Raw genomic sequence first — 13,738 nt, forward strand, 5'->3', positions numbered from 1 at the left:
CGCAGAACGTGGCTCAGCCACCGCCCACCCGCGCGCCGGCGTACGACACGCCCCCGAGCGGTGCACCACCCACACTCCGCGCTCGCAGAAGGTCGGTCAGCCACCGCCCACCCGCGCGCCGGCGTACGACACGCCCCCGAGCGGTGCGCCACCCACACTCCGCGCCCGCAGAGGGTGGGTCAGCCACCGCCCACCCGCGCGCCGGCGCACGACACGCCCCCGAGCGGTGCGCCACCCACACCCCGCGCCCGCAGAAGGTAGGTCAGCCACCGCCCACCCGCGCGCCGGCGTACGACACGCCCCCGAGCGGTGCGCCACCCACACCCCGCGCCCGCAGAAGGTGGCTCAGCCACCGCCCACCCGCGCGCCGGCGTACGGCTCGCCCCCGAGCGGTGCGTTACCCACACTCCGCGCCCGCAGAAGGTAGGTCAGCCACCGCCCACCGTCATTGTGGGGTCGTCGAGCCTCGTCCGGCTGCTCTAATGAGGTCATGGTCTTCTCTGGAGCCCCGGAGATGCGTCGCGCGGACCTCCTGGCCGTGGTGTCGGTCCTCGACGTCGACGAGGTCCTCGAGCGCGCGGCGACGATCGGCGCCGAGCGGACCGGCGCCGGAGCGGTCGTGCTGGCCCTGCTCGACGAGCCCGCCGCGGGTGACGTGGCCGTCGACGACGCGCTGGACGAGGTGCCGCTCACCGTGCGGGGCACCGACGTCGCGCGGGCCACGGCACTGCGGACCCGGCTCGGCGAGGCCGGGCTGCACGGCACCCCGGGCGCACGGCCCGAGCACGAGGTCGTACGCCTGCGCGACCCCGCCGACGACCGCGAGGTGCTCCGGGTCCCCGTGGTGGTCACCGGCCGGCTGTTCGCCGACCTGCTGCTCCTCGACCCGCCTCCCGGCGGCTTCGCCGACGAGGACGTCGAGAGCATCTCGGTGCTCGGCAAGGTCACCGGCGTCGCGGTCCGCAACGCCCTCAGCTACCACCTCAACGAGAAGCGCCGCGAGGCCGCCGAGCTCGCCGCCGTCGTCGACCAGTCGGTGCGCCCGCCGTTCCTCCTCACCGAGCCGATCAGCCGCATCGCCGACGGCGCACTGCGGATCGCCGGCGCTCGCACGGCCGCGGTCGTGGCGGCCGTGGTGGACGGCATGGACGTGCAGGCGACCGCCGGAGAGGTGGACGACGAGCTCGGGCACGTGCTCGACGAGGTCGCCGACCGGGTCCGCGAGGCCGAGGCCGACGGGCGGGAGTTCCTCGTCCGCGCGGGCGGCCGAGGCGTCTGGGGGCTCCCGCTCAGCCCCGACCACGCCTTCGCCGGCGTGGTGGTGCTGCTGCTCGACCCGGCCCGGTCGCACCCGTCGGCGGAGGACCGCGAGCTGCTCGCCTCGTTCGTGCGGCACGGCTCGCTCGTGCTCGACCACGGGGTCCTGCAGCAGGAGCGCCAGCACGCCGTCCTCGCCGCGGACCGGGACCGGATCGCCCGCGACCTGCACGACGTGGTCATCCAGCGGCTCTACGCCACCGTCCTCCGGCTGCGGGCCGGGGCGCGGGCCGCGCCGCAGGGGACGGGCGACGACCACGTGACGGAGGCGATCCGCGAGATCGGCGACTCGATCCGGGAGATCCGGGGCACCATCTTCGAGCTCGAGCGCGGCCGGTCCGCGTCGCTGCGCAGCGACGTGCTCGGCCTCGCCCGCGAGTACGAGCCGGCGCTGGGGTTCGTGCCGGTCGTCCGGTCGTGGGGCCCGGTCGACTCCCTCGTCGGCGAGGACCTCGCCGACCAGGCGACGGTCGTGCTGCGCGAGCTGCTGTCCAACTGCGCGCGCCACGCCGGGGCGGGCCGCTGCGAGATCGACCTCGCGGTCGAGTCGGGGTGGTTCAGCCTGCAGGTGTGCGACGACGGGCGGGGCATGCCGGACGGGGAGGTCGCCACCAGCGGCCTGCGCAACCTGCGCTCGCGGGCCACGGACCTCGGCGGCGAGCTCGTCGTCGAGCCCGCGGAGCCGCGCGGCACCCGGCTGCGGTGGCGGGTGCCGCTCGACCCTCAGGCGGCGTCGGTGACCTCACCGGTCGCCGGGAGCCCGTCGTCGGCGGCCGCAGCGGTCGACGAGACCTGACCGGTCGTCGCCGGCGCGGCCGGCTCCGACCAGAACCACTCGGCGGCCACCGTGAGCAGCACCCAGCTGATCGCGGCGACGACGAGGTAGCGCCCGAGCGCGACGTCGACCGGCACCGTCCCCATGGCGGCGCCGGCCAGCGTCGGCGAGGTGAGCGCGGCGGCGAGGAGCAGCATCGCCCCCGAGACCGGCTTCATGCGGTCACCGCGAGGCGGTCACCGGAGACCGTGCCGACCGAGCGCACCGAGGTGGCGCCGGAGAGCTCGGTGTAGGACAGCACGGCCGTGGTGGTGAGGACCGGGGCCACCATCCGGCGCACGGCCGCGCGCAGCTGGGGCGCGCACACCACGACGGGTCGCAGACCCCGCTCCTCGGCGGCGGTGCGCAGGTCGGAGAGCTCACCGAGCACGCTCTGGCCCACGAGCGGGTCGAGCGCGACGACGGCTCCCTGGTCGCCGGGGCGCACGGCCTCCAGCATCCGCTGCTCGAGCATCGGGTCGAAGCTGATCACGTGCACGGTTCCCTCCAGCAGGTGTGGTGCGACGATGGCCGGACCCAGTGACGTGCGCGCCGCCTCGACGAGCGCGTCGGGGTCCTTGGTGACCTGGGCCTTGAGCGACAGTGCCTCGAAGATGCGGACGAGGTCGCGGACGGCGACCCCCTCGACGAGCAGGCCCTGCAGCACGCGCTGCACCTCACCGAGGCTGAGCTGGGCCGGGGTCAGCTCGTCGACCACCACCGGGTGGCTGCGGCGGACCAGGTCGGTGAGCATCTTGACGTCCTCGCGGCCGAGCAGCCGGGCGGCGTGCTGGCCGACGACCTCGGCGAGGTGGGTGGTGATGACGGACGCGCGGTCGACGACGGTGGCGCCGTTGAGCTCGGCCTGGACGCGGAGCTCAGCAGGGATCCACGACGCCTCGAGCCCGAAGACCGGCTCGCGGGTCGCGCGGCCGGGCATCGACCCCACGTGGTCGCCGATGGCGAGGACCGTGCCGCGCGGCGCCTCGCCGCGGGCGACCTCGATGCCGAAGAGCTTGATGGCGTAGGTGCTGGCGGGCAGGTCGATGTTGTCGCGGGTGCGCACCGGCGGGACGATGATGCCGAGCTCGCCGGCGATCTTGCGGCGCAGCGCCTTGACCCGGTCGAGCAGGTCTCCGCCGCTGGCGGCGTCCACGAGGTCGATCACGTCCGGCGACAGCTCGAGGCCCAGCGGGTCGACCTGGATCTCCGCGGCGAGCAGCTCCGGGGTGTCGGCCGGGGCGGCGAGCGCCTGCTCGGCTGCCTCCTCCGCCTCGTCGCGCGGGGCCACCGTCGGGACCCGGGAGGAGGCCAGGAGCATGATGCCGCCGGCGGTGATGAACGGCAGCTTGGGCAGGCCGGGGATGAGGCAGATGGCGAGGGCGCCGAAGCCCGCGATCTGCAGCGGCAGCTTGTTGCTGGTGAGCTGCTTGAGGATGTCGGAGCCCATGTCCGAGTCCCCGGTGTTGCGGGTGACGATGAGGCCCGTGGCCGTGGACAGCAGCAGCGCCGGGATCTGGGAGACCAGGCCGTCACCGACCGACAGCAGGCTGTAGGTCGTGATGGCGTCGCCGAACGACAGGCCCCTCTGCGCCATCCCCACCGCGAACCCACCGAGCAGGTTGACCATCGTGATCACGATCGCCGCGATCGCGTCGCCCTTGACGAACTTGGACGCACCGTCCATCGCGCCGTAGAAGTCGGCCTCCGCGTGGACCTCGTGGCGGCGGCGGCGTGCCTCGTCCTCGTCGATGAGGCCGGAGTTGAGGTCGGCGTCGATCGCCATCTGCTTGCCGGGCATCGCGTCGAGGGTGAAGCGCGCCCCGACCTCGGCGACCCGCTCGGCACCCTTGGTGATGACCACGAACTGGATGATGAGCAGGATCGCGAAGACGATCAGGCCGACGATCAGCGAGCCGCCGACCACGAAGTGGCCGAAGGTGTCGATCACCTTGCCGGCGTAGCCGTCGAGCAGCACCAGGCGGGTCGCGCTCACGTTGAGCGCGAGCCGGAAGAGGGTGAGCACCAGCACGACCGCCGGGAACGCCGCGAACTCCAGCGGCTTGTGCACGAACATCGCGACGAGCAGCACGAGCAGCGCGCTGGTGATGTTGAGCGCGATCAGCAGGTCGAGCACCATCGCCGGCAGCGGCACGACGAGCATCACGACGATCAGCACGATGCCGGCCGGTACGCCGAGCTGGAGGAGCCGCTTCGGAACCACGTGGTGCCTTTCGGAGGGTCGCCGGGCAGGTGCCGGTCAGGCGGGCGCCCTCCGTGGCACCGGGCGACGCCGTCCTGGCGTCAGGGACCTCATCGGCCGGCGGCGAGGGCACCTGAGGAAATCGCGGCAGGCTCCGTGGACACACGCCGGCGACGCCCCGCGGCCGGGACGGTGGGGAGGTCGGCCTCGCTGCGCGGGCTGCGGTGCTCGCCGCCCGTGGCGCCCGTGGAGCGGCGCGAGATCACGAAGGCCAGCACCTGCGCCACGGCGGCGTAGAGCTCCGGCGGGATCTCCTGGCCCACGACGGTCGAGCGGTGCAGCGCCCGCGCGAGCGGGATGTCGCGCACGAGCGGGACGCCGTGCTCGGCCGCCTGCTCGCGGATCTTCTGCGCCACCACGCCCGCGCCCCGCGCGACGACCTTCGGCGCCCCGCGCTCCGCGTCGTAGCGCAGCGCGACGGCGACGTGGGTGGGGTTGACCAGCACCACGTCGGCGCTCGGCACATCGGCCATCATCCGGTTGCGCGCCGCGGCGAGCTGGCGGGAGCGGATGGCGCCCTTGAGCAGCGGGTCGCCCTCGGTCTGCTTGTGCTCCTGCTTGACCTCGTGCTTGCTCATCCGGGTCTGCTTGCCCATCCGGCGGCGCACCATGGCGTAGTCGAAGGCGGCCATGACCAGGCCGGCGACCGCGACGCTGCGCACCAGCGACAGCACCTCGTCGCGCACCACCTCGAGCACCGCGGCGATCGGCACGAGGCCGCCGATCAGCGGCATCAGCGCAGCGATCGCGCCGTAGGCGACGAAGCCGACGACGGCGCTCTTGATGAGCATCTTGGCGCCCTCCCACAGCGCCTGCGGACCGAACGCCCGCTTGAACCCCTGGACCGGGTTGAGCTTCTTCAGCGACGGCTTGACGCTCTTGGTGGCGAGGAAGAAGCCGCCCTGGGCCAGTGCGGCGCCGACGCCGACCAGCATGACGGCCGACCCGAGGGTGACCAGGGTGACCATGACGTGCCGCGCCCCGCGCCCGAGCAGGACCATCGCGTCGGCGACCTCCACCTGCCCCTGCTGGCCGAAGCACTGCTTCATCAGCTCGGCGATCGCGGTGAGCTCACGCCCCAGCAGGGTCGGCAGCACCATGCCGACCAGCAGCAGGGTGGCCCAGCCGCCGAGCTCCTGGGTGCGCGGGACCTGGCCCTCCTTGCGCGACTCCTTGCGCTTGCGGGCTGTCGGCTTCTCGGTCTTCTCGTCGGACACGACCGCTCACCTCCCACCCAGCAGCGCGGCCTGCGCCTCGTTGGCGAGCTCGACGAGGTGCGACACGGCCTCGGGCAGCACGGGGAACGACAGGCCGAGCAGCAGCAGCGTCAGCCCGATCTTGGCCGGGAACATCACGTTGATCGCGTTGAGGTGCGGCGCGACCTTGGTGAGCAGCGCGAGGCCGAGGTCGGCGACGAAGAGCACCGCGACCAGCGGGAGCGCGATCTGCACGGCGGTCATGAAGAACATCCCGACGGCGGTGACCAGCACGTGGGAGGCGCCGTCGACCTGCGGCATCTCCCCCAGCGGCAGCAGGGTGAAGCTGCGCAGCAGGCCACCGAGGACGATCAGGTGGCCGCCGGTCGCGAAGAGGATCATCACCGCGAGCATCTGGTGGAGCTTGCCGAAGACGGTGTTCATGTTCATCGAGAGCGGGTCGAAGCCCTGTGCGAGCTGGAAGCCGCCGAACGTGTCGATGATCGAGCCCGCCGTCGCGACCGCGGCGAGCAGCACGTACGTCACCAGGCCGAGCGCGGAGCCCACGACGACCTGGGTGACGGTGGTGACCAGCAGCTCGCCGGTGCCGGTCGGGACCGACCCGCCCTCGACCGAGGGGAGCACCGCGAAGGCGAGCCCCAGCGACAGCACCACCTTCGCCGCCGTCGGGATCGCGCGCCCCGCGAACGGCGGCACGAGCGCGAGCCACGCGATGATCCGCACGGACGCCAGCAGGTAGGCCAGCAGCGGCTCACCGGCGACGCTCAGCGTGAGGCCCACGGATCAGCCCAGCAGCGTCGGGATGAGCGCGAACAGGTCCCGGGTGAAGTCGACGAGGGTCTGCAGCATCCAGCCGCCGGAGACCAGGAGCGCGACGCCGACGCCGACCAGCTTCGGGACGAACGCCAGGGTGAACTCCTGGATCTGCGTCATCGACTGGAAGAGCGAGATCGTGAAGCCGATGACCAGCGACGTCACGAGGATCGGCGCGGAGAGCTTCAGCGCGACCACCATGGTCTGGAGGGCGATGTTGATGACGGTGGTGTCGGTCATGGCTGCGGGTTCCTGGCTACTGGTAGCTCGAGACGACGGACGTGATGACCAGCCCCCAGCCGTCCACGAGGACGAACAGCAGGAGCTTGAACGGCAGCGACACCATCACCGGCGGCATCATCATCATGCCGAGCGCCATCAGGGCACCGCTGATCACGATGTCGATGACGAGGAAGGGGATGAAGATGATGAAGCCGATGATGAAGGCCTGCTTGAGCTCGCTGAGCACGAACGCCGGCACCAGCGTCGCCATCGAGACCTCGTCGCGGTTCTTCGGCAGGTCGCGGCCGGCGACGTCGGTGAGCAGGCGGAGCTCGTCGTCGCCGGTCTGGTCGAGCATGAAGTCGCGCAGCGGCTGCACGCCGTCGGTGTAGGCGGCCGTCGCGGTCTTGTCGCCGGACAGGTAGGGCTGGATGCCGGTGTCGTTCATCTGGCCCAGGACCGGCGCCATGATGAAGAGCGACAGGAACAGCGCGAGCCCGGCCAGCACCTGGTTGGGCGGGATGCCCTGGAGCCCGAGCGCGTTGCGGGTCAGGCCGAGCACCACCAGCACCTTGGTGAAGCTGGTGCAGGTCAGCAGGATCGCCGGCAGGAGCGAGAGCAGCGACAGCGCCAGGATCACCGTGACCGGGGTGCTCGGCTTGTCGGTGATGCCCTTGAGGTCGATGGTCACCGAGCTGTCGCCGCCCGGGAGGTCCGGTCCGGTGGGCGCGGTGGGGCCCTTGGGTCCGTCCGGGGCGAGCGGCAGGCCGCCGGGCACGCCGGTCGTGACGCCGGCCGCGACCGGGGTGGCCTGGGCGACGTCCGTCGCGCCCGCGGGGGCGACGAGCAGACCGAGGGCGACGACGAGGCCCGCGACGATCGCCGCGAGGAACCCGGCGACCACGCGCACCGTGCGCCGGCCCCCGGTCACGACGCCTTCCCGGTGACGGCCGCGAGGGCCTGGCGCCACGTCTGCGGCGAGAGCACGGAGCCAGTCAGCGCACCGCCGGCGGCCGGCGTACGCCGGGGGGCCGGGGCGGCGCGGTGCGACCCGCCCGACGGTCGGTCGGCGAGCGTGGACGCGAGGGCGGTGAGCGACGGGGCGGTGACCGGGGCGGTGGCGTCCGGGGTGGCGTCCGGGGTGGCGGAGAGCGTCGGGATGGTGAGCAGGTCGGCGTCGGACTCGTCGTCCGCCAGCTCCTCGGGGTCGAGCTCGGTGAGCAGGCTGACCTGCTGGTCGGTGGCGCCGACCACCAGGACGCGGGAGCCGACGGTGATGACCGCGACCGACGCGCTGCGCGACAGCGGCTGCCGGTGCAGCACCTGCACCGGGGCGCCGGCGCGCGCGCCGTACCGCTTGCCCACCAGCCTGGCGAGCAGCAGCATGAGTCCCACGACCACCGCCAGGGAGGCGATGAGTCGCACCGTCAGCTCGAGCATCGTCAGCCTGCTGCGCTCTCGTCGACGATCTCGGTGATCCGCAGGCCGAAGTCCTCGTCCACGACGACGACCTCGCCGCGGGCGATGAGCCGGCCGTTGACCAGCAGGTCGGCCGGGCTCCCTGCCGCGCGGTCCAGCTCGAGCACCTCACCCGGGGAGAGGGCGAGCAGCTCGCGCACGGTCAGGCGGGCGCGCCCGAGCTCGACGGTGACCTCCATGTCGACCCCGTGCAGCATCTCGATGCCGCGGGACGACGACCCGGCCGGCGCGGAGGGGCGGCCGGCGGGTGCCCCGGTGGCGCGTACCGCGTCGACGGCGGAGACCGCCGCGTCCGACAGCAGCAGCACGCCGGCGGGCATGCCGTCGCCGAGCAGCGGGACGGCGGTCGCACCGCCGAGGTCGCCGAGGACCAGGTCGACCGCGACCTCGCGGGCGGCGCCGCAGCGGGCGCCGAGGGCGGCGGCCGCCGCCTCGAGCGCGGGCTGGGTCGCGGCGGCGAGGTCCAGGCCGCCCATCGGGCTGCTGGCGAGGGCCTCGACGAGGTCGGGTCCGACGAGGACAGCGATGCGGGGGGCACCCGGCAGGTGCAGCTCGGCGATCGCCGCGCCGGTCAGCCCAGCGGTCGCGTCGGCGCCGGCCGGGACGGGGGTGCCGGCGACCAGCGGGGTCGCGGCGGGCAGCACCTCGGCAGCGGCGGCGGCCGCGGTGAGGGCGGTGCCGGCGAGGTCGGCGGGCGAGTCGGTGAGGGCGGTCATGAGTTCTCCTTGGTGGTGCCGACGACCAGTGCAGCGAGGCGCGCGCCGTGGGTGCCCGCCGTCGCGTGGGCGAAGGTGGCGTCCCCCATCACGACGGCCAGCGGGTCGGAGGCGCGGTGCGCGAGCCGCACCACGTCGCCCACGGCGAGGTTGCTCAGGGTCCCCGGGTCGAGCGGGGTGGGGGCGAAGCGGACGGTCGCCTCGACCGGCACGTCCTGGAAGCGGCGGTCGACGAGCTCGGCCGCGCGGGAGCGCTGCACGCGCTCGTGCTCGGAGACCGGCGCGGGCGCCGAGGCGCGGACGAGGTAGGGGTGCAGGGCGGTGAAGGGCAGGCACAGCGTCACCCGGTGGGGACGGTCCTTGATGACGAGCTCGAAGGTCGCCACGCCGACGACGTCGCCCGGGGCGGCCGCCTGGACCAGCTGCGGGTTGTACTCGATGCCGACGAGCGCCGGCTCGGTCTCCACGATGCCGATGATGCTCTGGCCGAGCTCGGTGAGCAGACGGGTGAGGATGCCGCGGACCACCGCGCCCTCGATGTCGGTGAGCGGGCGCTCGGGCTGCTTCTCGGTGCCGGGGCCGCCGAGCATCATGTCGAGCGCGCTCATCACCACCGGCAACGGCAGGTCGAGCAGCGTGAAGCCGGAGAGCGGCTCGACGCGGAGCTTGACCGCGTAGGTCATCGAGTCGAGCGTGTCGACGTGCTCGCCGTAGGTCGTCTGGGCGACGCCGAGCAGCTGGGCGGTGCACACCGCGCGCAGCGCCGAGGTGAACACGGTGCCCATCTGGCGCGCGAAGCCGTCGAGGCTCTCCTCGAGCAGGCGCGTGTGCTCACGCGAGAGCTGGATCGGGCGGCGGAAGTCGTAGGCGGTCGGCTCGGCCGCGCTGCGGGTACGCCGACGACCCCGGGCACCGGAGTGCGCGGGTCCGCGCGGGGGTTGCGGGCTCGTCACGACCACCCCCATCGGCCCGGTGGGACCGGACCTGAGGGATTTGCCGACGACCCCTGTCTACTGGGTGACGAACTCGGTGAAGTACACCCCCATGACCTCGCCCTCGTAGTCGTGCTCGAGCTCCTTCTCCAGCTCGCTCTTGAGCTCCTCGCGCTGCTTGTCCTTGATCAGCTCGGCCTGGTCGACCCCGCTGAACAGCGCGATGGTCGCGTCGAGCGCCTTGCTCCCGTCGGCCTCCTTGGCGTCGGCGGTGAGCTGGAGGGCGATGCCGATGCGCAGGTAGTGGCCGTCGGCGAGGTTGACCTGGATCGGCTCGAGCGTCACCACGGTCCCGGCCTCGGGCTCCTTGGGTGCGCTGCTGGGCTTGAGGAAGAACCAGTAGCCCGCCGCCGCGCCGACCAGCAGGACGACCACGATGACGATGAGCTTCTTCTTCCCTCCCTTGGCCTTCTCGTCCGCGGGTGCCTCCGCCGACTTGTCGAGCGTCGCGGTGCTCATGATGTTCCTCCGGTGTTGGTGGCGGTGGCCGTGTGGTCCTGGGTGGTGCCGGCGGCCGCGACGTCGTCGAGCAGCTCGCGCGAGGCGCTGGGGAGCGAGGAGAGGACGACGATGTCCACCCGCTTGTTGATGTCCTGCGATCCCGGCTTCGCCGGGTCGACGAGCGGGACCTCGTGGCCGAACGCCGCCGCGCTGAGCCGGGTGCCGGGGATGCCGGCGACCTCGTTGAGGTAGCGCAGCACGGTGACGGCGCGCGCGGCGGAGAGGTCCCAGTCGGTGGCGAAGTAGCGCGGCTTCACCGGGACCTGGTTGGTGTGGCCGTCGATGCGCAGGTCCTCGGTGGCCTCGCGCAGGACGGGGGCGACGGCGTCCAGCACCCGCTGGCCGCGGGGGCTGAGCTCGGCGCGGTCGGGCTCGAAGACGACGTGGCGCGAGGTGAGGCTCAGCACCAGGCCGTCGCCGTTGATGGTGCGGGTGACGTCGTTGCCCAGTCCCGCCTTCCTCAGGGCCTTGGCCAGCTTCTCGCCGAGGCCGTCGAGGCGGGCGGCCTCGTTCTGCGCGTCGCTGAGGTTCTTGTCCTGCTGCTTCAGCGCGTCCTCGGCGCGCTGGGCGGCCGGGGTCGCCTCGCCGGCGAAGTTGCCGGGCACCACGGGGGCGATCGCCCCGGCGCCGGGCTGGTCCATCGTCGACTGCGAGCCGGTCATCACCGACGTCGACTCACCGAATCCGGCGGCGAGGCCCGCCTTGAGCTCGTTGAACTTCTTCTGGTCCACCGAGCTCATCGCGAACATCACGATGAACAGCACCATCAGCAGCGTGACCATGTCGGCGTACGTGACCAGCCAGCGCTCGTGGTTCTCGTGCTCCTCGTGCTCCTCGCGGCGCTTGCGCCCCCCGCTCACGTCAGGCCGCCTTCTGCTCGGGCTGCTCGCCGGCGGGCAGCAGAGACGACAGCTTCTGGGCGATGACGCGCGGGTTCGACCCTGCCTGGATCGCCGCGACGCCCTCGATGATGAGCTCCATGCGGGCGGCCTCGAGCTCGGTGAGCCGCTTGAGCCGGTTGCCGAGCGGGAGCCAGATCACGTTGGCCGACATCACGCCCCAGAGGGTCGCGATGAACGCCGCGGCGATGAGGTGGCCGAGCTCCTCGGGAGCCGCGAGGTTCTCCAGGACGTGCACGAGCCCCATGACCGTGCCGATGATGCCGATGGTGGGCGCGTAGGCGCCGGCGTCGGCGAAGAACTTCGCGGAGTGCTTGCCCTGGGCCTTGGTGGCGTAGACCTCGGACTCGAGGATCTCGCGCACCTCCTCCGGGTCGGTGCCGTCGATGGCGAGCGTGACGCCCTTGACGAGGAACGGGTCGTCCACCTTCTTCAGGTCGTCCTCGAGGGCGAGCAGGCCCTCGCGGCGCGCCTTCTCGGCGAGCGCGACCACCATCGGCACCACGTCGGCGGCCGGTCGCACCTTGGCGGTGAACGCCGTCTTCAGCGAGCCGAGCGCGTGCTTGGCGTCGGGGAGCGTGCCGCCGGCGAGGGTCACCATCAAGGTGGTGCCGAAGACCAGGAGCATGGGGGCGACGAGCATCAGGCTCATCGGGTTCCCGCCCTCCATGATCTGGGAGACGAAGATGATGACGAGGCCGACGAGGATGCCGATCAGGGTTGCCGGGTCCATCAGGCCTCACCCTCACGGTCGTGCACGGCCGTCAGGTGGGCCCGCGGCGCGAACGTGTGCGGGTCGACGCCCGTGGCGGGGATCGCCCCGGCGGCGATGATGCTGCCGCGCCAGGCGCGCACCTGGTCGACCACCTCGACCAGGCCCTCGGCGACGACGTACTTCTTGCCGTCCACGAGGGTCACCACGGTGTCGGGTGTGCTGTCGAGTCGCTCGATCAGGTCGGCGTTCAGGACGAACGCCGATCCCGAGAGTCGGGTCAGCAGAATCATGTCGGTTGCACCATCCCTGTGCGTCTGTGCGAAGGCCCGTCCGTGGGCCTCCCCTGTCTGTTCGGCCGCCGGAGCCCCCACCTGAGGGGAACCGGCGAGGTCATGGCGGGCGGCCGCGCGGGCGACCGCCCGCCATGACGTACGCGCGTCAGCGCGTCAGAGCGTCAGCGCTTGATGTTGACGAGCTCCTCGAGCACCTGGTCGGAGGTGGTGATCACCCGCGAGCTGGCCTGGAAGCCGCGCTGGGCGAGGATCAGGTTGGTGAACTCGGCGGAGAGGTCGACGTTCGACATCTCCAGGGTGCCGACCATCAGCTCGCCGCGGCTGCCCTGGCCGGCGACGCCGAGGTCGGCGGCACCGGAGTTGGCCGACTCGCGGAAGGCGGTCTCGCCGACCCGCTCGAGGCCGGCCGGGTTGGTGAAGTTGGCGATAGCCACGATGCCGATGTCGCGCTGGACGTCGTCGGAGAAGGTCCCGCGCAGGACGCCGTCCGCGCCGATCGAGTACGACGTCATCTCCACGCCGGCGGGCAGCGAGGCCTGCAGCGAGTTGAGGTTGATGTCGATCAGCGTGCCGCCGGCGTCGCCGGGCGCGTAGCCCTGGACCTTCTTGCCGCTGGCAGAGGTCAGGTTGCCGTCCTTGTCCCAGGTGAACGCTCCGGCGCGGGTGTAGGTGCGCTCGGCGCCGGAGCCGAGGACGAACATGCCGTCGCCCTGGATCATCAGGTCGGTGGCGGCGCCGGTGGACTGCGCGGAGCCCTGGTTGAAGTTGCCGCGGGTGGCGGCGACCTGGACGCCGAGGCCGACCTGGAGCGGGTTGGTGCCGCCGACGTTGCCGTTGGCGGCACCGGCGCCACGCATGACCTGGCTGAGGGTGTCCTGGAAGACGGTGGTCGAGGCCTTGAAGCCGACCGTGTTGGCGTTGGCGATGTTGTTGCCGGTGACGTCGAGCATCGTCTGGTTGGCGCGGAGGCCGCTGATGCCGGAGAAGAGCGAGCGGAGCATGGTGGGTCCTTTCGGGGACGGCCTCAGGCCGTGGTGGGGTCGGTGGTGGAGGAGGTGCCGGTCGACGGCGGCGTGGTGGTGCCGACCGAGAGCAGCTGGGCGAGGGGGACCTGGGTGCCGTCGATGTCGAAGACGGGGCCGTCGGCGCCGAAGGTGACGCCCGAGATCGTGCCGCTGTGGGTGGTCTCGCCGTCGAGGTCGATCCACGAGACCTGCTGGCCGACCATGGCTCCCGCGCCGAAGGCCATCTGGGATCCGAGCAGGGCCCCGACGCGGTCGGAGACGTCCTGCATCTTCTCCAGCGCCGTGAACTGGGCGGACTGGGCGAGGAACTCACCGGAGTCGGCCGGGTTGAGCGGGTCCTGGTAGCGGAGCTGGGCCACCATCAGCTCCAGGAACATCTGCTTGTCCTCCGAGGTCGACGACAGGGTCGTCGTCCCGGTGGGGAACGCGGTGGGCGTCCCCTGCACCGCCTCGGTCGCGGAGACCGTCACGG

Annotated in this window: 16 protein-coding genes; 1 reads left to right on the forward strand and 15 read right to left on the reverse strand. The window is 72.5% G+C overall.

Features of this window, described 5'->3' with window-relative positions; translation table 11 throughout:
- The first annotated feature begins 490 nt into the window (after positions 1-490).
- Positions 491-2,113, forward strand: coding sequence for a sensor histidine kinase (locus KDN32_RS19795; protein WP_211734094.1), 1,623 nt, complete (start codon positions 491-493; stop codon positions 2,111-2,113).
- Here the strand turns inward: KDN32_RS19795 and KDN32_RS19800 are convergent.
- The 15 genes from KDN32_RS19800 to KDN32_RS19870 all read right to left on the reverse strand — a co-directional run bounded on the left by KDN32_RS19800 (position 2,041) and on the right by KDN32_RS19870 (position 13,736).
- Positions 2,041-2,310: a hypothetical protein gene (locus tag KDN32_RS19800; RefSeq protein ID WP_211734096.1), complete on the reverse strand. Its 270-nt coding sequence runs from the start codon at positions 2,308-2,310 to the stop codon at positions 2,041-2,043. The two genes, KDN32_RS19795 and KDN32_RS19800, sit on opposite strands and share 73 nt — an antisense overlap.
- A complete protein-coding gene (gene flhA, locus KDN32_RS19805; protein WP_307854231.1) occupies positions 2,307-4,355 on the reverse strand; it encodes a flagellar biosynthesis protein FlhA in 2,049 nt (682 codons plus the stop codon). The genes KDN32_RS19800 and flhA overlap by 4 nt, the downstream gene beginning before the upstream one ends.
- 89 nt (positions 4,356-4,444) lie before the next feature.
- Complete coding sequence (locus tag KDN32_RS19810; protein WP_211734098.1) at positions 4,445-5,611, reverse strand: EscU/YscU/HrcU family type III secretion system export apparatus switch protein; 1,167 nt, start codon at positions 5,609-5,611, stop codon at positions 4,445-4,447.
- A gap of 6 nt (positions 5,612-5,617) precedes the next feature.
- Positions 5,618-6,391 carry a flagellar biosynthetic protein FliR gene (locus KDN32_RS19815; RefSeq protein ID WP_211734100.1) on the reverse strand — a complete coding sequence of 258 codons (774 nt, stop codon included), beginning with the start codon at positions 6,389-6,391 and terminating at the stop codon, positions 5,618-5,620.
- 3 nt (positions 6,392-6,394) lie between these two features.
- Complete coding sequence (fliQ, locus tag KDN32_RS19820; RefSeq protein WP_211734102.1) at positions 6,395-6,664, reverse strand: flagellar biosynthesis protein FliQ; 270 nt, start codon at positions 6,662-6,664, stop codon at positions 6,395-6,397.
- Positions 6,665-6,680: 16 nt separating this feature from the next.
- Positions 6,681-7,577 carry a flagellar type III secretion system pore protein FliP gene (gene fliP, locus KDN32_RS19825; protein WP_307854232.1) on the reverse strand — a complete coding sequence of 299 codons (897 nt, stop codon included), beginning with the start codon at positions 7,575-7,577 and terminating at the stop codon, positions 6,681-6,683.
- Positions 7,574-8,086 carry a FliO/MopB family protein gene (locus tag KDN32_RS19830; RefSeq protein ID WP_211734104.1) on the reverse strand — a complete coding sequence of 171 codons (513 nt, stop codon included), beginning with the start codon at positions 8,084-8,086 and terminating at the stop codon, positions 7,574-7,576. Before KDN32_RS19830 ends, fliP begins: the two co-directional genes overlap by 4 nt.
- 2 nt (positions 8,087-8,088) lie before the next feature.
- The gene (fliN, locus tag KDN32_RS19835) at positions 8,089-8,841 is read right to left on the reverse strand and encodes a flagellar motor switch protein FliN (protein WP_211734106.1); all 753 of its coding nucleotides are present in this window, start codon (positions 8,839-8,841) and stop codon (positions 8,089-8,091) included.
- Positions 8,838-9,794: a flagellar motor switch protein FliM gene (locus tag KDN32_RS19840; protein ID WP_307854233.1), complete on the reverse strand. Its 957-nt coding sequence runs from the start codon at positions 9,792-9,794 to the stop codon at positions 8,838-8,840. Before KDN32_RS19840 ends, fliN begins: the two co-directional genes overlap by 4 nt.
- Before the next feature lie 57 nt (positions 9,795-9,851).
- On the reverse strand, positions 9,852-10,292 hold the full coding sequence (locus KDN32_RS19845) for a flagellar basal body-associated FliL family protein (RefSeq protein ID WP_211734110.1): 441 nt from the start codon (positions 10,290-10,292) through the stop codon (positions 9,852-9,854).
- Complete coding sequence (locus KDN32_RS19850) at positions 10,289-11,194, reverse strand: OmpA/MotB family protein (protein ID WP_211734112.1); 906 nt, start codon at positions 11,192-11,194, stop codon at positions 10,289-10,291. The genes KDN32_RS19845 and KDN32_RS19850 overlap by 4 nt, the downstream gene beginning before the upstream one ends.
- Position 11,195: 1 nt before the next feature.
- Complete coding sequence (locus KDN32_RS19855; protein ID WP_211734114.1) at positions 11,196-11,966, reverse strand: motility protein A; 771 nt, start codon at positions 11,964-11,966, stop codon at positions 11,196-11,198.
- Positions 11,966-12,238, reverse strand: a complete 273-nt coding sequence (locus KDN32_RS19860) for a flagellar FlbD family protein (protein WP_211734116.1) — start codon at positions 12,236-12,238, stop codon at positions 11,966-11,968. Before KDN32_RS19860 ends, KDN32_RS19855 begins: the two co-directional genes overlap by 1 nt.
- A 164-nt stretch (positions 12,239-12,402) precedes the next feature.
- Positions 12,403-13,242 carry a flagellar hook-basal body complex protein gene (locus KDN32_RS19865; protein WP_211734118.1) on the reverse strand — a complete coding sequence of 280 codons (840 nt, stop codon included), beginning with the start codon at positions 13,240-13,242 and terminating at the stop codon, positions 12,403-12,405.
- A gap of 23 nt (positions 13,243-13,265) precedes the next feature.
- Positions 13,266-13,736 carry a flagellar hook assembly protein FlgD gene (locus tag KDN32_RS19870; RefSeq protein WP_211734120.1) on the reverse strand — a complete coding sequence of 157 codons (471 nt, stop codon included), beginning with the start codon at positions 13,734-13,736 and terminating at the stop codon, positions 13,266-13,268.
- Positions 13,737-13,738 lie beyond the last annotated feature (2 nt).

This window comes from Nocardioides palaemonis (assembly GCF_018275325.1).
Classification (GTDB): Bacteria; Actinomycetota; Actinomycetes; order Propionibacteriales; family Nocardioidaceae; genus Nocardioides; species Nocardioides palaemonis.

Coding starts and splice junctions, on each gene's coding strand:
- KDN32_RS19795 (WP_211734094.1), top strand. CDS start 491: ATGGTCTTCTCTGGAGCCCCGGAGATGCGTCGCGCGGACCTCCTGGCC.
- KDN32_RS19800 (WP_211734096.1), bottom strand. CDS start 2,310: ATGAAGCCGGTCTCGGGGGCGATGCTGCTCCTCGCCGCCGCGCTCACC.
- fliQ (WP_211734102.1), bottom strand. CDS start 6,664: ATGACCGACACCACCGTCATCAACATCGCCCTCCAGACCATGGTGGTC.
- KDN32_RS19830 (WP_211734104.1), bottom strand. CDS start 8,086: ATGCTCGAGCTGACGGTGCGACTCATCGCCTCCCTGGCGGTGGTCGTG.
- fliN (WP_211734106.1), bottom strand. CDS start 8,841: ATGACCGCCCTCACCGACTCGCCCGCCGACCTCGCCGGCACCGCCCTC.
- KDN32_RS19845 (WP_211734110.1), bottom strand. CDS start 10,292: ATGAGCACCGCGACGCTCGACAAGTCGGCGGAGGCACCCGCGGACGAG.
- KDN32_RS19855 (WP_211734114.1), bottom strand. CDS start 11,966: ATGGACCCGGCAACCCTGATCGGCATCCTCGTCGGCCTCGTCATCATC.
- KDN32_RS19860 (WP_211734116.1), bottom strand. CDS start 12,238: ATGATTCTGCTGACCCGACTCTCGGGATCGGCGTTCGTCCTGAACGCC.
- KDN32_RS19865 (WP_211734118.1), bottom strand. CDS start 13,242: ATGCTCCGCTCGCTCTTCTCCGGCATCAGCGGCCTCCGCGCCAACCAG.